This window comes from Dyella sp. C11, assembly GCF_003121485.1.
In the GTDB taxonomy this organism is placed as follows: Bacteria; Pseudomonadota; Gammaproteobacteria; order Xanthomonadales; family Rhodanobacteraceae; genus Dyella.
This window is the reverse complement of sequence record NZ_QAVX01000008.1, coordinates 114,496-134,245: the sequence shown is the minus strand read 5'-3', so window position 1 is coordinate 134,245 and position 19,750 is coordinate 114,496. Positions and strand designations below refer to the sequence as shown.

The window sequence follows — 19,750 nt, the reverse complement described above, 5'->3', positions numbered from 1 at the left end:
ACTCAGAACAGAAAGCCGAGTGCTGCCGTCACTTCCTGCACGTTGCCGCTGAGCCGTTCCAATTCCTCGTCACGCGGGGCTATGCGCGAACGCAGATCGAGCGTGCAGGCCAGGGCACGATGCAACAGCTCCGCATGTGCTTCGGCGAACACGCCTGCCTGATGTCCATCGAGCAGGCCGGCGTTGCGACAGGCTTCGATCAATCCCGCATTGGCGGTGATGTTGAGCAAGGCCGGACGATCCGCAGCGTGCGCCAGCACCAGCCCCTGCAGCGCGAATTCGATGTCAAGCAAGCCGCCGTGGCCTTGCTTCAGATCAAACTGCCGCGCATCCGAACGATCGCGTTCGGCGCGCCAGCGTTGACGCATGCTGCTGACTTCCTGCAGGACGGACGTGCGATCACGAGGCACCGCAAGCACCTCGCGACGCACGGCCGAAAGATCGGCATGCAACGCCACATCGCCTGCCATCGGGCGAGCGCGCAACAAGGCCTGGTGCTCCCACGTCCACGCGCGGCTCTTCTGGTAAGCCTCGAACGCATCGAGGCTGCTCACCAGCAGGCCCTTGGAACCATCGGGACGCAGGCGCGTATCCACTTCGTACAAACGACCCGCGCGCGTAAGCACCGTCAGCCAGTTCATCACGCGCTGCGCCAGACGCTGATACCAGCGTGATCCTTCCATGGGGCGTGCGCCATCGCTCATCGCGTGGGCGCGCTTGCCGTCGTAGACGAACACCAGGTCGAGGTCGGAGGCGAAGCCCAGCTCTTCGCCGCCCAGGCTGCCATAGCCCAGCACGGCAAAACCCGTTCCCTCGCCTGGCAATCGCCCGTGCTGCGCCACCAGCTCGCGCTCGGCAAGCGCCGTCACCGCCAGCACGATGGATTCAGCGAGTACGGCGAGGCGGCGCGCCGTGGCGACGGCATCGGCGCGGCCATCGCTGAAAGCCAGGCCCAGGCGAAACGCGACGCTTGCCTTGAATTCGTTGAGGCGCTCCAGCTCCGCCTCCGCTTCGCGCTCGTCGAGCGTGGCGAGAACACGGGTGATTTCCGCGCTGATATCCGCGCGCTTGAGCGGCAGTTGATCGATGCGCGGATCGAGCACGTCATCCAGCAGCAGGGGCTGCGAAATCACGCGCTCCGCCAGGAAGGCGCTCTCCGCGAACAGCTTGGCCAGGCGCAGGCGCGCCGCGGGCTGCTCTTCCAGAAGGGCGAGATACGAAGACCGTCGCGCCACCGCCTGCACCAGGCGACACAGCCGCAACATGCACGGCACCGGCGCCACGCTGTTGCGCGCCACCGCGAGCAGTTGCGGCATGAGGCGATCGAGCTGCTCGCGCGTGCGCTGCGACATGGCGCGCACCGAGGCGGCCTGCGAGAGCTTCTGCAGCGCCTCCGCCACATCCGCGCCGGGCACGAAACCGGACGACTCCACCACGCCCGCATCGAGTGTTTCCGTGCAGGCGTGTTGCCAGAGCGCGACATCGGCAACGGGCGCCGACGCGGAGCGCCCGCCCTGCGGCATCAGCACTTCGGCGAATTCCTCGCTGACCTTGGCGCGATGGTGCGCCAGCTGTTCTTCCAGTTCCTCCCACGACGCGTGGCCCAGGCCCAGCGCGATGCGTTCGCGGCTGAGTGCATCTTCCGGAATGTCATGCGTCTGCGCGTCGCGCAGCATCTGCACGCGATTCTCCACGCGACGAAGAAACACATAAGCCTCGCGCAATTCGCGGGCACGTGCCGCGCTGATGTGGCCACGCGCCTCGCACGCCGTCAGCGCGGGCAACAAGCCACGCACGCGCAGGCTGGGTTCGCGGCCGCCGCGGATCAGCTGCATCAGCTGCACCACGAATTCGATCTCGCGGATGCCACCGGGGCCGAGCTTCAGGTTGTCCGCCAGGTCCTTGCGCGCCACTTCGGCGTCGATCAGCGACTTCATTTCGCGCAATCCGGCAAACGCGGTGTAGTCGAGGTACTTGCGATACACGAAGGGACGCAGCAGATCCTGCAGTTGCTTGCCGGCATGGCGATCGCCAGCCACCGGGCGCGCCTTGATCCAGGCATAACGCTCCCAGTCGCGGCCTTCGCTCTGGTAGTACTGCTCCATGGCCGAAAACGGCAGCGCGAGCCGACCCGCATTGCCGAACGGACGAAGGCGCATGTCCACGCGCGCGCAGATGCCATCGACCGTGGGCTCGTTGAGCAGGCGCACCAGTTGCCGCCCGAGGCGCACGAAGTATTCGCTGTTGTCGAGCGTGCGCGTGCCGTCGCTTTCGCCCCCATGCGGGTAGGCGAAGACGAGATCGATATCGGACGAAAACTTCAGCTCGCTGCCACCCAGCTTGCCGAAGCCCACCACCACCATGCGTTGCAGCTCACCATCGCGACTGCGACTGTGGCCGTAGCGTGTCGCCATGGCACGCTCGGACCAGCTCAAGGCGGATGCAAGCAGCACCTCGTACAACACGCTGGTGGCCGACAGTGTTTCCGGCAATTCGTCCAGGCCGTTCACGTCGCGGAACACCAGGCGAAGTGCTTCGGCATGACGAAAACGGCGAAGCTCCGTCAGGCACACGGCTTCATCGTCCGACAACTTCAACGCATCGATGCGTGCACTGGCGTCGCTGCCCGAGCGCAAGCGCTCAAGTCCTTGCGGCGCAAGCAGCTGCGGCTGGCGAAACCAGGTGTCGAAGGCGAAGTCGCTCGCCAGCAAGGTGCGACGAATGCGTTCGGCAACACCCGCATCATCATGAAGAGGAACGCCCATCTGGCGGCAGCGCGCGATCAGCTCGCGATAGCGATCGTCGATCAGCGCGCGCAGCGCAGGGGATTCCGTCGGCCGTTGAGTGACAGTCATCGAATCATTGTGCCGTAGTGGCGGCCTGCCTGCTGCGTTCGCACATGTTTCCCTTCGTTCGAGTATGACCGGTACATGACCGGATACCGGGTTCTTTACCGCGGCCGTGCACCGCCGTGACGCACCACGCGTTGCCATGGTGGTGCCATCGGGTAGCGCGCGCCCGTCTGAAAAACAGGCTCACGCAACGGTTGGTTCAGATCCCGGTCTTTACAGTCCGGTGTCCGAGCCATGACAGCCATCGTCGTCAGGGTGCCATGACCATGTCAGCGACTCCACCCGCGCCGCGCGCGCGTTCCATGTCCGTCCGTCTTGCGCTGATTCTCGCGCTGGGCATCGCATTCACGCTGTTGACCGGGATGGTCGATGGCGGCATGGGCGTGAGCCCGTTGCAGGCGCTCAGCCAGCCCACGTTCCTGATTGCCAACGCATTGCCCGGCCTGCTGCTCGCGGCATTGCTGCTGGTGCTGAGTCGGCGCGTGCTTCTCTCGTTTGGCCTGGCCTTTCTGCTGCAGACGCTGGTGTATGCCGTCAATGCGCTGAAGGTAAGCAACCTCAACACCCCGCTGATGCCCGCGGACTTCCGCATGCTCGGCCAATTGCGCCGCGGCGGCCTGCCCCTGCTCGGCAGCTATCTTCCCTCCAGCCCTTGGCCGTATCTCGCGCTGGCAACGGGCGTGGCCATCATCGTGCTCGCCTGGCGCTTGGAACCGCCCATGTTCGCACGACGCACGCGCGGCAAGCGGCTGGTTTCCGGCATCGCCTTGATGGCACTGATCGGCACCCTGCTGGTCGGCATGCCGGGCTGGATGAAGATCTACGGCGGTCACCATTTGTGGCTGGAACCGTGGTCGGCCAGCGCCACCGCCGAGCATTCAGGGCTGGTGAGCTCTCTGATGATGTTTCATCTCAACCAGGGCCACGGCCGCAAGAAGCCGGATACCGCGGCGGCGCAGCAGCTGATCGACCGGTCGGATGCCGCGCTGCGCGAACGTCTCCAGGGGCCGGCGCGCGGTGGCGAGGAACCGGACATCGTGGTGGTGCAGAGCGAGTCGTTCTTCGATCCGTCGATCATGAAAGGCTACGAGCACGCCGATCTCACGCCGAACCTGCATCGACTCGCCGCGCAGGGCGAAAGCGGACCGCTGCACGTACCCACCTACGGCGGCGGCACCATCCGCACCGAATTCGAGGTGCTGACGGGATTGTCGCTGCGTTACTTCGACGACCTGCAATTTCCGTATCTGCAGATGAACCACAAGGTCGTGCCAAGCATGGTGCGCGTGCTGCGTTCGCATGGGTACGAAACCATTGCGCTGCATGGCAACGACCCGGGTTTCTGGAACCGCACCACGGCGTTCCGTGCCATCGGCTTCGATCGCTTCGTGTCGCGCGCATCGTTTCCCGCGAACGCACCCATGGACGGCCAGTACATGGCCGACAGCGCCATGACCGATGAAATCATGGCGCAGCTGAAGAACGCGGGACCTCCGCAGTTCCTGTTCGCGATCAGCATCGAAGCGCACGGCCCTTACGATGTGCCGCCCGCCAACGCCGCCGAACGCGATGCCATTGCCGTGCCCGACGGCGTCACCGGCAAGAACAAGCTGGAACTGCAAAACTACCTGTACCACATGCGCCACGCCGATCAGGAACTGGGCCGGCTCGCCGAGCTGCTGTCGCACCGCGAACGGCCCACCTTGCTGCTGTTCTACGGCGATCACCTGCCCGCACTCACCGATACCTACAACACCACCGGTTTCGTGGACGGCAAAGGCATGTTGAGCCAGGCGGGCACGTGGCTGCTGGTGGACCCGCGCAATCCCATGACGGCGAAGCGGGAGTCGCTGGCGTCGTGGATGCTGCCGGGCCGCCTGCTGGAACAGGCCGGCGTGCATGACGACGCGTACTTCGCGCTCACCCAGGTGATAGCGCCGCAGCTCGCCGCACTCACCCGCGCGCCCGGCGCCGCACCGGAAGCGGAGGACAACTCCGAACAGCAGGAAGACGACGACTTGGCCAACATCGCCCTGCTCCGCATGAAGGGCAAACTCGATGGCCTGCTGCCCAAGGCGGCGGTGCAAACGGCCGGCGTGCTGGATGACGCGCCGCTTGTTCCCACGGGTGAAGCCGAATACACCGGCGCCCATCAGTGACGCACTCCGGCGCTGTCGAAGCAAATGGACGTCCAAACAGAATGAGCACGGGCGCCGGTTGCGAAGGTTTTCAAGCGGCACGAAAGCGTTTTCGCGGGGACGAAATAACGTGGATTCAGCGTCCTAACTGCGCGCTAAAGCGAGCCGGTTTCGTTCAGGTTCGGTAAGGCGATGTGCGCTTAGCGTGGATCCCAGCCACGAAGCAACGCCTTCGCTGGCATTCCCACACTGGAGGTTTACCTCATGCGTAAGACCATGCTTGCCGCTCTCTTCGTCACCGCTGCTTCCGTGCTCGCCGCCCCGGTTTTTGCGCAGGACGCCGCGCCAGCCGCCAAGGCCGAAGCCAGCGCGACCACGACGGGTACGGCAGCGAAGGACGCGACCAAGGCGACCGACACCGCCGCCACCAAGGCCGGCGATACGGCGCACAAGGCGACCAAGCACAGCAGCCACAAGGCCAAGGCAGGCGCCACTGACGCCACCAAGACCGACGCGACCAAGACGGATGCCGGCGCACCGGCCACGCCCAAGCAGTAAAACGCAACGCACGACGTGAACCTGCAACCCCGGGAGGCAACTCCCGGGGTTTTTCATGCCCGTCAGAAATCGTAGGTGCCCGAGAGCATCACGCTGCGGCGCGTGCGCAGCGGCACGAAAGTCTCGTTGAAGTCGCTGGCGTACAAATCGCGTCCCAGCAGGTTCTTCACGCCCAGTGTCATGCGCCAGCGATCGGCGCGGTACGACACGTTGGCATCGATTTCCGCCTGGCCCGGCGACGGGTAATACGTGGAGTAGTCCACGCTCTGGCCGAGTGAACGGCTGCGTGCCTGTATGCCACCGGCAACGCCCCACCCTTGAAGCGCGTTCCCCTGGAACCAGTAACTCGCCCAAAGGTTGAATCGCTGGCGCGGCGCGCCGGTGGGCTGCGTACCGTCGTGATTGCTGATCTGCGCGTTGGTGTAGCTGCTGGTGATATCCAGGCCCGGTGCCACGCGCCCGGCGAACTCCACTTCCACGCCCCGGTTGGTCTGCCCCGGCCCAAGGCTGGCGAAGTTGGGCAGTTCTTCCAGAAACAGATAACTGTGGTCGAGCATGATGCGGTACAGCGATACCGTCAGCCACGCCTGCTCCTGCAGCAGGTTGAACTTGGCCCCGGCTTCCACCTGGCGCGACAAGGCAGGCACGAGCGGCCTGCCGTTCTCACCGAGATACGACAGCGGCTGGAAGCCGTTGCTGGTGCCGCTGTACAACGCGATGTCCGACGTAAGCTTGTAGACGATACCGGCGTTGGGCACCCACTTGTTTCGACGGGGTGCCCATGGGTTGCCCTGGGCATCGGTGGTCGACACTTCATACGCCGAACGGCGCAGCGCAAGCAGCATGTCCCAGCGCTCGCCAAGTGACAGCTGATCCTGCAGGAACAGTCCGTTGTCCACCGACCACGGCGTGCCCGACAGCGGCACGTTGTCCGCCGGCTGCACCACCGCCGACACCCTCGGCAACGCGGCATCGCTGAACACGTTGTAGACGCCGTTGTTGTACTCGTGCCAGTAGTCGTCGGTGTGGCCCACGCGCGACCGCGAGTAGTCCATGCCAAGCGTCACCGTGTGCGTCACCGGGCCCGTGCCGAACACGCGGATGAAGTCGTTCTGGAACGAGTAGTACGTATCGCTATAGCGGTAAGCCTCCGCGTACGGCGACACGTTGCCCATGAGGGTGGGGTTGTAGAGCGTCCAGCTCTGCATGTCGTTCTGCTGCTGCACGTACTGGCCGCGGCTGCGCCATGTCCACGCATCGCCCAGCTGCTGGTCGAGCAGGTAGTAGAGACGGTTGGTCTGGTAGTTGGCGTAGTCGTATTCGTTGCCGGTCAGCAGCCCGAACGGCGTGGCGGTGGACAACGTGTCGCCCAGCAGCACCACGTGATCGGGCATCGGCAGGCGATTGAGGATGCGCTGCACGCCCACCACCAGTTGCGTGCTCGTGCCATACCAGCCCACCGACGGCGCCAGGTAGCCGCTGCGACGATTGCGGTAGCCCTGCGGCGTGCGGTCGGCGTAGTCACCCGACACGACCAGGCGATAGGTGAGCCCGGACACGTGGCCGAGCGGGCCCGTCATGTCCAGGCCGGCCTGCGCCTGGCCTTGTTCGCCCACCGAGTAACTGATCTCGCGGACGGGCGTGCTTTGCGGCTGCTTGGTGGTGACGTTGACGAGCCCGCCGAAGCTGTTGCCGGTGGAGTCGCCAAGGATGGACTGAGGCCCCTTGATCACTTCCACGCGCTCCAGCCCGATCAGCGGCGGAAAATCGCCCGAACCGGCGCTGCTGTTGGGCATGCCGTCGATCAAGCCATTGCCGGTGTAGAAGCCGCGGATCTGGAACAACGGCAAGCCGTCGGACCCTTCGACAAAGGCCACGCCCGCCACATTGCGCACGGCGTCTTCCACCGACAGCGCCTGCTGCGAATCCATCAGCTCGCGTGTCACCACGCTGACCGACTGCGGCACGTCGATGAGTTCGGCGTCGTTGCGCGAGCCCACGCTGGTGAGCGACGCCTTGAAGCCCACGTCGCGTCCCAGCAACGCATTGGCCTCCACGGCCGTCAGCTCCTTCACGTCCGGGCGTGGCGCGGGAGGTGCGCCGTTTTTCGCCGGCCGCTCGGGCAGCGTCACCACGACCGTGCCCTTTTCGGTGAACTCGTAGACCAGTCCCGTACCTTCCAGCAGCCTGGACAACGCTGCCGGCGCGGTAAGGTTGCCGGTGGCCCCGAGCGAACGAAAACGCACGATGGTGCAGCCGGCGGTAAGCACCTGCACGTTGGCCTGCTTGCCGAAGGCAATCAGTGCCGTGGCGAGGGGCTGCGCGGGAATGGCGAAATCGAAGCGCGAGGATTCGGCGGAAGCATCCTGCACCAGGCGCGCAGCCGCGACACAGCTGCCCGGCACCGCCAGGCAAACCGACATCGACAGGCCGCCCGACAGCAGCAGCTTCGCACCCTTCCTCATGGCATTCGCGTCGCCCCGAGCGAAAACCGCGAGTGTGACATGCGGGACGCGGGTTGTGTCGTCACCCGCACTGTGTAAACGATTTCTGTCGGCAGGCCTTCCCTGGCATCAGGCCGATCAACGCGGCTCCGGTGTGCGTCGTGCGTCCGACAACACGGTCTGGCCGCCCGCCTCGCTCACCTGCAAGGGCAGCACCTGCGGCAACGCATGCAGCCAGTCGTCGATGGCATCGGTCTTCACGGTGCCGGTGAAGGTGAGCGAGCGCAGGTCGTTGTCGGCAATGCGCAGCGGCTGGGCACGATAGCGGTTGATATTCGCCACCACCACCGAGAGCGGCTCGTTGTCGAATTCCAGCCGCGCATTGCGCCACGCGGCCGCGCTGGCGGGGTCACTGGTCACCACGTTCATGATCGAGCGCGATGGATCGAAGATCACCGACTGGCCTGCCACCGCTTCGAGGCTGTTGTTCGCTCCGCCCTTGTTGTCGGCCACACGCACCCGGCCTTCGGCCATGGCGACGGTGACGTACTGCCCGGTGCGGCGAACATTGAAGGCGGTGCCGATGTCCTCGATGGTCACATCACCCGCGCGCACTTCGAAGGGACGCGACGCGTCGTGCACCACTTCGAAATACGCTTCGCCATCGGCCAGCTCCACCTGGCGCCGGTTCCGGCTGTAGTGGGTGACAAGGCGCGTGGCGCCGCCCAGCGTCACGCGGGTGCCGTCATCCAGCGTCACGCTGCGCTGCGCACCGACGGCGCTGGCGTAGCTTTGCGACGTTGCAGGGTTCGACATGGCGTGCCAGCCCACGTAGCCCGCAATCACCAGTACCGCCGCTGCCGCAGCGGCCATCGGCAGCCATGCCCGGCGGGAGCGGATCTGCGCTGGCGCGAATTCCGCCAGCAAGCGTTCACGCGTCACGTCACCCAGCGAATGCAGGCGGGTGGCCAGTTCGGTCACGCGTTCGAAGGCATCGAGGTGACTGGCGTCTTCGTCGGTCCAGGCAAGCCACTGCTGGGTCGTCCGTTTCGTGGCAGCGGGATCGCGCAATCGCATCCACCAGTCGGCGGCGACGCGCAGGTTCTGTTCGTTCTTGGCCATCATGGCATCTCCGGTTCGTCCACCCGCGCCCGGCAATGCGCCAGGGCGTGGGCGACGTGATAGCGCACCATGCGCTCGCTGATCTTCATGGCCCGTGCAATCGCACTTACTTCGCAGCCGTCGATGACGTGCATGACAAACGCGCGGGCAGTCTTGGCCGGCAGTTCGCGCACGGCGGCAACCAGCGCCTGCAATTGCCCGGTGGCGTGCACGTGGCGCTCGGGGATCGGCGCCAGGTGCAGGTCATCGTCGGGTATGTCGAGCGGGTTGTCCGCACGCACCTGGCGCGCGCGCAGGCGGTCCACGGCCAGGTTCGACGCAATGCGGAACAGGTACGCGCGCAGCGACTCCACCTGCTCGGGCTTGTCCATCGTCACCAGGCGCACATAGGCCTCCTGCGCCACTTCCTGAGCATCGGACAGCGAGTTCAGGCGGCACTGGAGGAACGCCACGAGCGCGCGATTGTGGTCGCGGAACAAATCCGCGATGCGCATGGCGTACGCCGGGTCGATGTTCACGCCTGCCGGAGCGGGCGCACGGATGGGTTTGTCCACTAGGCTGCCCTGGTGACGTCGGGGAGCGGCGGCGATGATTCTATCTCCGCCTGCGCCTGAACCATGTCGCGCCACCATGGCACCGGACGCATGGCCTCGTTCAACATCTGCACGGCCTCCCAGCGCAGGTCGGCACGCCGGCGGAACTGTGCGCGGCGCTTGCTTTCCCATTCCTCTTCGCGCCGGTGATGCAGCGCGTTCGGCAGCGCAAACCAGCCTTCGGCGGTAAGCATGCCGCCCTGCTCCATCCAGTACGCATCGTAGTCGGAAAACAGGCGCGTACGGCCCTGCAAGGGGTGGGCAACGTTGCCCACCGCCACGATGCGACGCAGGCCGCACTGGCCGGCAAAGGCATACGCCAGCACGAGCAGCAGGTGCTTCGGGCGCATGCCGTGCATGTTGCGGGTGAGTTCGCGCACGCGTTCGCGGGCGTCGACGCCGTTGGGGCCCTGCATGCAGCCAATGGCCAGGGTGTCGTCGTCCACCAGGGTCATCACCATGCGATAGAGCATGACGTCCTGCGCGTCCGTCAGTTCGATGGCCAGCTCGCCTTCGCAACCCATGGCGATGGAAGGCCGCATGCGAAGACGCAGGCGGCTGCCATCACGAAGATGCAGCGTGCCAAGCATGGCGTTGCCCTGCGCGTACACGGCTTCGAACAGGGCCGGCGGCCAGCGTTCCAGCAACAGGCGGTAGTGCGACTGCAGGGCGCCCAGGCGATCCGTGCGATGCCAGCGGCGATTCACGAAACGATGCTGGTAACGCTCCTGCAAGCGAGGGTCATGCATTACGCAGGCGCGCAACAGCGGGTGCGAATCGAGGAAGGACAGATACGCGTGATGACGCACCGGGCTACCCAGCGCGCGCGCGGCGTACTTCATGCCCATCCACATGCGCTGACCCATCGGCCCGGTCCAGTCGGTGCGATGACGAATGGATCGCCACCACAGGGAAAAAAAGGGTTTGCCGTCCCTGGCGCTTCTCTCCCGTTGTCCAGACACATGCGGGGCCGGTGACCCTGCCATCCGAAGTTCGCGCTCCAGGGAGCGTTGCGCCGCATAGGCGCAGCCGCTAGCTGCGAACACCAGATCGGCATCCAGGGGTTCCTCCCCGGGCTGAAGATTCCGTTCGTTCAAGGCGTGCCGACCCGCATGGTGACTGTGACAAGAGTTAAGACGTGCCACCGGGCGAAAACGGAAATGATCCGGCGATATTTCTTGAGGTTTTTTCGCAGGAAAAAGAAAACCCCGCACAAGGCGGGGTTTTCGGGTGTTGCGGTGCCTGGAAGGCGTGGACTTAGAAGTCCATGCCACCCATGCCGCCCATGCCGCCCGGCGCGCCGTGCGAATGGCCTTCGTCCTTCTTCGGCACTTCGGTCACGGCCGCTTCGGTCGTGATGATCGAGCCGGCAACCGAGGCTGCGAACTGCAGGGCCGAACGGGTCACCTTGGTCGGGTCCAGGATGCCGAAGGCAATCATGTCGCCGAATTCACCGGTGGCAGCGTTGTAGCCGAAGTTGCCGTTGCCTTCCTTCACCTTGTTCAGGACGACGGACGGCTCTTCGCCAGCGTTGGCCACGATGGCGCGCAGCGGAGCTTCCAGGGCGCGACGAGTGATGGCGATGCCCAGGTCCTGGTCAGCGTTGCCACCCTTCAGGCCTTCGACGGCCTTGAGCGAACGGATCAGGGCGACGCCGCCGCCCGGGACCACGCCTTCTTCAACGGCTGCGCGCGTGGCGTGCAGGGCGTCTTCGACGCGGGCCTTCTTTTCCTTCATCTCGACTTCGGTGGCAGCGCCAACCTTGATGACGGCCACGCCGCCAGCCAGCTTGGCCACGCGCTCCTGCAGCTTCTCGCGGTCGTAGTCCGAAGAGGTCTCTTCGATCTGCGCCTTGATCTGGCCGATGCGCGACTGGATGCGCTCGGCTTCGCCGGCACCGTCGATGATGGTGGTGTTTTCCTTGGTGATCACCACGCGCTTGGCGCGGCCCAGATCGTTGATCGTGGCCTTCTCAAGCTGCAGGCCCACTTCCTCGGAGATGACCTGGCCATTGGTGAGGATGGCGATGTCTTCCAGGATGGCCTTGCGGCGGTCGCCGAAGCCCGGCGCCTTCACGGCGGCAACCTTGACGATGCCGCGGATGGTGTTGACCACGAGGGTGGCGAGGGCTTCGCCTTCGACTTCTTCGGCCACGATCAGCAGCGGCTTGCCAGCCTTGGCGACGGCTTCCAGCACCGGGAGCAGCTCACGGACGTTGGAGACCTTCTTGTCGTGGATGAGGATGAACGGGTCGTCCAGTTCAACCTGCTGCGACTGCTGGTTGTTGATGAAGTACGGCGACAGGTAGCCGCGGTCGAACTGCATGCCTTCGACGACGTCCAGTTCGTTCTCCAGACCCGAACCTTCTTCCACCGTGATCACGCCTTCCTTGCCGACCTTCTTCATCGCCGTGGCGATGATTTCGCCGATGGCGGAATCGGAGTTGGCGGAGATGGTGCCGACCTGGGCAATGGCCTTGTCGTCAGCGGTGGGGTTGGAGAGCTTCTTCAGCTCGCCCACGGCAGCCACGACGGCCTGGTCGATACCGCGCTTGAGGTCCATCGGGTTCATGCCGGCGGCAACGGCCTTGAGGCCTTCCTGGATGAACGCCTGGGCCAGCACGGTGGCGGTGGTGGTGCCGTCGCCGGCGACGTCGGAGGTCTTGGAAGCGGCTTCCTTGACGATCTGCGCGCCGATGTTTTCGTACTTGTCGGCCAGTTCGATTTCCTTGGCCACGGACACGCCGTCCTTGGTCACGGTCGGGGCGCCGAAGCTCTTCTCGAGCACGACATTGCGGCCCTTCGGACCCAGGGTGACCTTCACGGCGTTAGCCAGGGTGTTCACACCCTTGAGCATGCGGGCGCGGACGTCTTCGCCGAAGCGGACTTCTTTAGCTGCCATAAAATTTTTGCCTCAAAAATTTTGAAATAAGAATGGGGATTTGATCTTGATCTTTCGGGCCAACAAGCGCGGCTATCGCGCTACAGCCGTGCCCGCTTGTCGAGATCAGCCTTCGATGACAGCCACGATGTCGTCTTCCTTCAGGAAGACCAGCTCTTCGCCGTCGATCTTGATTTCCTGGCCGGCGTACTTGCCGAACAGCACGGTGTCGCCTTCCTTCACAGACATCGGGCGGACCTTGCCGTCTTCCAGGATGCGGCCGGCACCGGCAGCGATGACCTTGCCGCGGGTCGGCTTTTCGGTGGCGCTGTCGGGGATGACGATGCCGCCAGCGGAGACGCGCTCTTCTTCGAGGCGCTTGACGATGACGCGATCGTGCAGCGGACGCAGTTTGCTCATGGGTGGGCTCCAGCTTTTGTTGGATGGGTGAACACGGATTCGGACCCCGGAGCGGCGCCTGGTGGCGCTGTTAGCACTCCCGAGAGGTGAGTGCCAATTCTAACGACGCAGAAGCCCCCCGCAAGAGGCGCCGGTCCGATGGCTGACTTCTCCAATGGGGGACGGGTTCGGGGCTTTCAAGGCACTTTGGCAGTCAATCGCGCCCTTTTTTCTATCGACAGCCGCCCTTGGACGGACGACCATGCCGGCCTGTCCCCCGCCGACTACCGCCCGTGAGCGATGAGCTGACACTCCGCCAGGAACTGGTCACCCAAGGCGCCCGGCTGGCCGCCTCGGGCCTGAGCCAAGGCACCTCCGGCAACCTAAGTGCCCGTTGCGACGAAGGTTTCCTGATCACGCCGAGCGGCACGCCGTATGAGGAGATCACGCCCGCAGGCATCGTGCGGATCGACCGGGACGGCGGCTGGCCCCAGGGGCAGAAGCCCTCCAGCGAATGGCGGTTCCACCGGGACATCTACCTCGCCCGTCCCGACGCCGGGGCCATCGTCCACGTCCATCCGCCCTACGCCACCGCCCTGGCCATGTGCCGCCGGGACATTCCGCCGGCCCATTACATGATCGCCGTGGGCGGCGGGGATTCGATCCGCTGCGCCGGCTACACCACCTACGGCACGCAGGCGCTGTCCGATGCCGTGGTCGCCGCGCTGGAAGACCGCCTCGCCTGCCTGATGGCCAACCACGGCATGGTCGCGCTGGGCAGCTCGCTGGCGCAGGCCATGTGGCGTGCGGTGGAGGTGGAAAACCTGGCACGCCAATATGCGCTGGCGTTGCAGGTGGGCACGCCGACGCTGCTTACCCAGGATGAAGTGGCCGACGTGCTGGCCAAGTTCGCCAACTACGGGCTGATGTCGAGGTCGTGATGTCCGATGCCGTGCTGCTCTGCTACTGCACCTGCCCTGACGTCGCCAGCGCGCAGAAGCTGGCCGAAGCCCTGGTAGGGGAACGGCTGGCCGCCTGCGTGAACCGCATCCCGGCCATTGCCTCCACCTATCGCTGGAAGGGCGAGGTGGTGACGGACAGCGAAGAGCTGTTGCTGATCAAGACGACGGCCGCGCAACTTCCCGCATTGAAGGAGCGCCTGCTGGCGCTTCATCCGTACGAGTTGCCGGAACTGATTGCCGTGCCGGTGACGGACGGCCATGTCCCCTACCTCGACTGGGTGCGCGACCCGGGTTGATTCATCGCCACGCGTGATGCGATTCGCACCCCGCGCGATTGACTAGACAGTCCGCCTGGACTGTCGATGCCCGCGTCACGGGCGCGCCATCGCCGCTGGTCAGCATGCCTCGCCAACACGGGAGGCATCATGACGTTCGAACTGGCGGTTTTCGATATGGCGGGCACCACGGTCCACGATCCGGACCTGGTCGCGCTGGCACTGCGGGAAGCACTGACGCAGGCTGGCTGCCACGCGCCGCTCGCCGAGTTGCGCGCGCTGATGGGCTACACCAAGCCCGCCGCCATCCGCAGCATGCTCGCCGCGCACGACCTGCCCGCCAGCGATGCCCACGTGACGCAAGTGCACGCCGACTTCGTGTCGCGCATGCTCGACTGCTACCGCACGCACGATGCCGTGCGCCCGATGGACGGCGCCGAAGAAGTCTTCGCTTGGCTGCGTCATCGCGGCATCAAGGTGGCGCTCAATACGGCGTTTTCGCAGGACATCGCCGAATGCCTGATCGAACGTTTCGGCTGGCGCACGCGTGGTTTGATCGATGCATCGATCTCGGCCGATCTGGTTGCGCACGGCCGGCCCGCGCCGGACATGATCCGCGCGCTGATGGCCGAATGCGGCGTCGCCGATGCTTCGCGCGTGATGAAGATCGGCGATACCGAAGTCGATGTGCGGGAGGGACGCGAGGCGCACTGCGGGCTGGTCGTCTCCGTCACCACCGGCGCCTATACGCGCGCCGAGCTTGCCGACTACAAGCCTGACGCCATCCTCGACAGCCTGCACGAACTGCCGGCGTTGCTTGGCCGTCTCGATCAGACGAACGTGGCCTGAGCACGTGATGCGTCACTCGCCGCGTTCGAACACGTCGTCCTGGTTCTGGTCGCCATCCATGCTTCCGCTGGTGGCGGGCTTTGCCGCGTTCTGCACCTATTCGTGCATGTACGCCTTCCGCAAGCCGTTCAGCGCGGGCAGCTACGAGGGCATGAGCTGGCTGGGCGTGGATTACAAGATCTGGCTGGTGATTGCCCAGGTCATGGGCTACGCCGCGAGCAAGGTATGGGGCATTCGACTGGTGCCGGAGCTTCAGACCTCGCGCCGCGCCGTGGCGATTCTTTCGCTGATCGGTTTGTCGTGGCTCGCACTGCTGGGCTTTGCGCTCATGCCGCCGGTACCGGGCATCGTGTTCCTGTTCCTCAACGGCCTGCCGCTGGGCATGGTGTGGGGCCTGGTGTTCGGCTACATCGAAGGACGACAGGCGACCGAGCTGATGGGCGCCATCCTCGCCTCCAGCTTCATCTTCGCGTCGGGGCTGGTCAAAGGCGTCGGCAAGGCGATGCTGCTGGCGGGCGTGAGCGAGCACTGGATGCCCTTTCTCACCGGTCTTGTCTTCGTGCCGCCGCTGCTGCTGTCGCTGCACGTGCTCACGCGTTTACCGCCACCCACTGCTGAAGACGTTGCCGCACGCGCGCCACGCGGACGCATGGACCGCGACGCGCGCCACGCCTTCGTACGCCGCTTTCTTCCCGGTCTGCTGCTGATCGTGCCGCTGTATGTACTGCTTACCGTGTTGCGCGACTTCCGCGAGAACTTCGATACGGAGATCTTTCGCGACCTGGGCTTTGGCCGAAGCGCCGTGGTGTTCGGCGAAGTGGATACGCCCATCGGCATCGGCGTGTTGATGCTCACCGCCTCGCTGACGCTGGTACGCGACAACATGCGGGCCTTCATGCTCAACCACGTGCTGATCGCCGGCGGCCTGTGCTGCGCCGGACTGAGCACGCTGCTGTTTGCGCACGGCGAACTGCCGCCGCTGCTGTGGATGACGCTGGTGGGCTTCGGGCTTTACCTCGGCTACATCCCGCTCAATGGCATGTTCTTCGAACGCTTGATGGCCACGTTCCGCATCAGCGGCACGGCGTCGTTCGTGATGTATATCGCCGACGCCTCCGGCTACATCGGCAGCGTGGCCGTGTTGCTGATCCGCCAGTTTCTCGCCCTGCAGCTCAACTGGACGCAGTTCTTCGAACGCGCCGTGCTCGCCTGCAGCCTGCTGGGCCTCGTACTGATTGCGCTGGCCGCGCGCTGGTTCTGGCGACACGGGCGCCAGAACGGGCACGCGCCGGCATCGTTGTCACCTCTTGAGATGGAAAGCAGCCGTTTATGAGCAAGTCGGAAACACGTACCGCGATCGTGATCGGTGCAGGCATTGTCGGGCTCGCCATGGCGCGCGCACTGGCGGAAGCGGGTTATCGCGTCACCGTGTTCGATCGTCACGAACGTGCCGTGGGCGCATCGATACGCAACTTCGGCACCATCTGGCCCATTGGCGTGCCCAACGGCCCGCTCTATGCGCGCGCACTGCGTTCGCGCGAGATCTGGCGTGATTTCTGCGACGCCACGGGTACCTGGTATGCGCAGAGCGGCAGCCTGATCGCCGCATTCCACGACGACGAATGGGCGGTGATGAACGAATACGCCGCCATGAACGAAGGCATCCGTCCCTCCCGCACGCTGTCGGCGGCCCAGGTGCGCGAACATGCCCCGGGCGTGGTTTCGAAAGGTTTGCTCGGCGCGCTGATGAGCACCGACGAGCTCGTAGTAGATCCGCGCGAAGCGATCCGCAACCTGCCGGCCTGGCTGACGGAGCGCTACGGCGTGGAGTTCCACTGGCGACAGGCCATCACGCGCGTGGAGCACCCTTACGTGTGGAGCGGGCGTCGCCGCTATGCCGCGGACGTCATCTACGTCGCCGGTGGCACCGATTTCGAAACGCTGTATCCGGAACTGTTCGAGCGCACCGCCATCACCAAGTGCAAGCTGCAGATGCTGAGGCTGGAAGCGCAGCCCACGTTCCAGCTGGGCCCCGTGGTCTGCGGCGGCCTGACCATGGCGCACTACAGCGGGTTCCACGCCACGCCGAGCATCGGCGCGCTGCGCCAGCGATTGTCCGAGCAGTATGCCGACCTGATCGCATTGGGCATCCATGTGATGGCGGCGCAGAACGGTCGTGGTGAAATCACCATTGGCGATTCGCATGAATACGGCCATACGCACGAGCCCTTCGACGAAAGCGCCATCAACAGCAAGATCGTCGACTACCTGCGCACCGTGCTGGACCTTCCGAACTGGAATGTGCGCCAGAGCTGGCACGGCACCTACGCCAAGCTCACCGATGGCCACCGCAGCGAACTGGTGATCGAAGCGGAACCCGGCGTCACCATCGTCAATGGTGTGGGCGGCGGCGGCCTTGGCATGACGCTGTCGTTTGGCCTGGCGGAAGAAGTGGTCAATGGCACGCTTCGCGCCGAAACCGGCACGCCGGCCACGGCCGTCGTCCGCTGACTCTCAGTGATCCGCGGTGGAAAGCACCAGCTGCACGCGTTCCGCCGCGAAACAGGTCAGCCCGTACTGCACGGGCTGATTCTGTCCGTCCACATTGAGTGACTCCACTTCCAGCACCGGTAGATCCGGCGACTGATCGAGCACGCCGGCCGTGGTGTTGCCGGCAAGGCGCGCGGTCACGCGCGTGTAGCTGCGGAAGTAGTCGGCAATGCCGAATTCCGCCAGCGTGCGGCTCACCGAGCCGGTGCGCTTGAACACTTCATCCAGCCGCGGGAAACGCGTTGCCGGAAACCATGCCTGGCCGTGATCGAGCACGCGGCCTTCGGCGTGCGCGGACGATTCGATCCACCATGCGCGCTCGCCGCGCGCCAGCGCCAGCGAATCGGCCACGCGCTTGGGCGGCATCACCAGCGCCGTGCCCAGCACCTTGTTGCCGGCATTCACATTGAGGTTGTGCATGTTGCGGCTGAAGCTGGTGCGCCGGCCGATGGGATAGTCGTAGCACTCCTCGCGCACGCGCAGGCCACGGCCCGGATCGGCGAGGATGGCGCCGCGTTGTTCCAGCGAATCGAGCGCGCGACGCACCGTGTGTCGATTCACGTTGAGCCGGCGTGCCAGCTCCAGTGCGGAGGGAAGTTTTGCGCCGCCGCGCAACCCCCCGCTGCGGATCTGCTGCAGCACCTGCTGCTCGATCTGCCGCCACACGGGCACATCGCACGATCGGTCCAGCGGCTCGAAAAGGTTTGCCATCATTCCTGCATGTTCCTGACACAGACTGCATGGGTGGTGTACAGACCAAGTGACAAGTATGGGCAACCCAGTTTTCGCAGACATGACATCCCGGCGAAACGATGCATGGTTTATTGCACGCGCACGAATGGTCCTGCCTGACCGCGTGGCCATCGGCGGCGCCGAGATCGACGGCAAACGTATCAAACGCCTGTGGCTGGGCGAGGAATGCCCGGAAGGCGCCATCGATTTCGGCGGCGATTTCCTGCTGCCCGGCCTGATCGAGCTGCATACCGACAACCTCGAAAAACACCTGCTTCCACGTGCCGGCGCCGCGTGGCCTGCCCTGCCCGCCATGCTCGCGCACGACGCCCAACTGGTAGCGGCCGGCATCACCACCGTGCTCGATGCCATGTCGCTGGGCGACCTGGAAGAAGACGGCGGACGCACGGAAACCCTGCGCCGCGCGCTGAAAGCCTTGGACGAAACGCGCGATCACGACCTGCTGCGTTGCGAACACTATCTGCATCTGCGCTGCGAGCTGAGCTGGCCCGGCCTGCTTGACCTTGCCGAACCGCTGGTCGCTCGCAAGGACTTGCGCCTGTTGTCGCTGATGGACCACACGCCCGGCCAGCGCCAATACCACGATGTGCGCCAGTACCGCACGTACTACGGCCGCAGCGGCATCACGTGGAGCGATGAGGAATTCACCGCCGTTCTTGAAGAGCGCCGCGTGCAACAGGGCCGCCATCGCGACCTGCAATTGAGCGGCGTGATGACGCTGGCGCGCCGACACGGCGTGCTGGTGGCCAGCCACGACGACACCGACGTGGAACACGTGGACGAAGCGGTCGCCATTGGTGCGCGCATCAGCGAGTTCCCCACCACGTTGGCCGCAGCGCGCGCCGCCCGCCAACACGGACTCACCATCGTCGCCGGCGCCAGCAACCTGGTTCGCGGCGGCTCGCATGCCGGCAACGTGGCCGCCATGACGCTGGCGCGTGATGGATGTCTGGACATCCTTTCGTCCGACTACATGCCCACCAGCCTGCTGCCCGGCGCATTCATCCTGCATCAGCAAGCGGGATGGACATTGCCCGCAGCCATGGCCACGGTCACCCGCACGCCTGCATCGGCGCTGGGCTTTCACGATCGTGGATACCTTGCCGAAGGCTTGCGTGCCGATCTTCTTCGCGTACGCCTGCACCGCGACGAACCCGTGGTGCGTTCGGCGTGGGTGGCCGGCACGCAACGACTATGACGGATGCGACGGGCATCACAACGTCGCCATCTGGACGCCCAAACGCGTTAGCGCTGTCGCATCGAAAGCATAGACAGCAGGCAAAAGTTGCCTAGTCCGAGTCACGGGCATTTCATCGCCCCACCCTAGCCTCCCCATCCGCGTAGCCATAAGCCTGCCGACGGAGATCGGCGACAC

16 protein-coding genes are annotated in these 19,750 nt (G+C 65.1%); 8 read left to right on the top strand and 8 right to left on the bottom strand.

What is annotated here, in order from left to right; genetic code table 11:
* Window positions 1–2: 2 nt before the first annotated feature.
* A complete protein-coding gene (gene glnE, locus DK366_RS09945) occupies window positions 3–2,855 on the bottom strand; it encodes a bifunctional [glutamate--ammonia ligase]-adenylyl-L-tyrosine phosphorylase/[glutamate--ammonia-ligase] adenylyltransferase (RefSeq protein ID WP_109125389.1) in 2,853 nt (950 codons plus the stop codon).
* A 299-nt stretch (window positions 2,856–3,154) separates the two neighbouring features.
* On the opposite strand from glnE, the gene DK366_RS09940 reads away from it, so the two are divergent.
* Both DK366_RS09940 and DK366_RS09935 read left to right on the top strand, forming a co-directional pair.
* Window positions 3,155–5,011 (top strand): LTA synthase family protein, encoded by a 1,857-nt coding sequence (locus DK366_RS09940; protein WP_109125388.1) that lies wholly within the window; start codon window positions 3,155–3,157, stop codon window positions 5,009–5,011.
* Between the two features lie 243 nt (window positions 5,012–5,254).
* Window positions 5,255–5,548: a hypothetical protein gene (locus DK366_RS09935; protein ID WP_109125387.1), complete on the top strand. Its 294-nt coding sequence runs from the start codon at window positions 5,255–5,257 to the stop codon at window positions 5,546–5,548.
* Window positions 5,549–5,610: 62 nt separating this feature from the next.
* On the opposite strand, the gene DK366_RS09930 is transcribed toward DK366_RS09935, so the two are convergent.
* The 6 genes from DK366_RS09930 to groES all read right to left on the bottom strand — a co-directional run bounded on the left by DK366_RS09930 (window position 5,611) and on the right by groES (window position 13,007).
* Window positions 5,611–8,013, bottom strand: a complete 2,403-nt coding sequence (locus DK366_RS09930) for a TonB-dependent receptor (protein WP_232820997.1) — start codon at window positions 8,011–8,013, stop codon at window positions 5,611–5,613.
* Window positions 8,014–8,130: 117 nt separating this feature from the next.
* On the bottom strand, window positions 8,131–9,117 hold the full coding sequence (locus DK366_RS09925) for a FecR domain-containing protein (protein ID WP_109125386.1): 987 nt from the start codon (window positions 9,115–9,117) through the stop codon (window positions 8,131–8,133).
* The gene (locus DK366_RS09920) at window positions 9,114–9,668 is read right to left on the bottom strand and encodes a sigma-70 family RNA polymerase sigma factor (protein ID WP_232820996.1); all 555 of its coding nucleotides are present in this window, start codon (window positions 9,666–9,668) and stop codon (window positions 9,114–9,116) included. The genes DK366_RS09925 and DK366_RS09920 overlap by 4 nt, the downstream gene beginning before the upstream one ends.
* A complete protein-coding gene (locus DK366_RS09915; RefSeq protein WP_157956493.1) occupies window positions 9,668–10,573 on the bottom strand; it encodes a DUF535 family protein in 906 nt (301 codons plus the stop codon). Before DK366_RS09915 ends, DK366_RS09920 begins: the two co-directional genes overlap by 1 nt.
* A 391-nt stretch (window positions 10,574–10,964) precedes the next feature.
* The gene (groL, locus tag DK366_RS09910; RefSeq protein ID WP_109125384.1) at window positions 10,965–12,608 is read right to left on the bottom strand and encodes a chaperonin GroEL; all 1,644 of its coding nucleotides are present in this window, start codon (window positions 12,606–12,608) and stop codon (window positions 10,965–10,967) included.
* 105 nt (window positions 12,609–12,713) lie between these two features.
* Window positions 12,714–13,007, bottom strand: coding sequence for a co-chaperone GroES (gene groES / locus DK366_RS09905; RefSeq protein WP_038623202.1), 294 nt, complete (start codon window positions 13,005–13,007; stop codon window positions 12,714–12,716).
* Window positions 13,008–13,279: 272 nt separating this feature from the next.
* Between groES and DK366_RS09900 the strand changes: the two genes are divergently transcribed.
* From DK366_RS09900 to DK366_RS09880, 5 genes are all read left to right on the top strand, one after another.
* Window positions 13,280–13,927 (top strand): class II aldolase/adducin family protein, encoded by a 648-nt coding sequence (locus tag DK366_RS09900; RefSeq protein WP_109125383.1) that lies wholly within the window; start codon window positions 13,280–13,282, stop codon window positions 13,925–13,927.
* Window positions 13,927–14,244 carry a divalent-cation tolerance protein CutA gene (cutA, locus tag DK366_RS09895; RefSeq protein WP_109125382.1) on the top strand — a complete coding sequence of 106 codons (318 nt, stop codon included), beginning with the start codon at window positions 13,927–13,929 and terminating at the stop codon, window positions 14,242–14,244. The genes DK366_RS09900 and cutA overlap by 1 nt, the downstream gene beginning before the upstream one ends.
* Window positions 14,245–14,373: 129 nt before the next feature.
* Complete coding sequence (locus DK366_RS09890; protein WP_109125381.1) at window positions 14,374–15,072, top strand: HAD family hydrolase; 699 nt, start codon at window positions 14,374–14,376, stop codon at window positions 15,070–15,072.
* A 7-nt stretch (window positions 15,073–15,079) separates the two neighbouring features.
* Window positions 15,080–16,405: a DUF5690 family protein gene (locus tag DK366_RS09885; protein ID WP_109125380.1), complete on the top strand. Its 1,326-nt coding sequence runs from the start codon at window positions 15,080–15,082 to the stop codon at window positions 16,403–16,405.
* A complete protein-coding gene (locus tag DK366_RS09880) occupies window positions 16,402–17,583 on the top strand; it encodes a TIGR03364 family FAD-dependent oxidoreductase (RefSeq protein ID WP_109125379.1) in 1,182 nt (393 codons plus the stop codon). The genes DK366_RS09885 and DK366_RS09880 overlap by 4 nt, the downstream gene beginning before the upstream one ends.
* A 3-nt stretch (window positions 17,584–17,586) precedes the next feature.
* Here the strand turns inward: DK366_RS09880 and phnF are convergent, their stop codons facing one another.
* Window positions 17,587–18,336, bottom strand: a complete 750-nt coding sequence (gene phnF, locus DK366_RS09875; RefSeq protein WP_157956492.1) for a phosphonate metabolism transcriptional regulator PhnF — start codon at window positions 18,334–18,336, stop codon at window positions 17,587–17,589.
* A gap of 55 nt (window positions 18,337–18,391) precedes the next feature.
* Here phnF and DK366_RS09870 point away from each other — a divergent pair, with 55 nt between their 5' ends.
* The gene (locus DK366_RS09870; RefSeq protein ID WP_343125621.1) at window positions 18,392–19,573 is read left to right on the top strand and encodes an alpha-D-ribose 1-methylphosphonate 5-triphosphate diphosphatase; all 1,182 of its coding nucleotides are present in this window, start codon (window positions 18,392–18,394) and stop codon (window positions 19,571–19,573) included.
* Window positions 19,574–19,750: the final 177 nt, after the last annotated feature.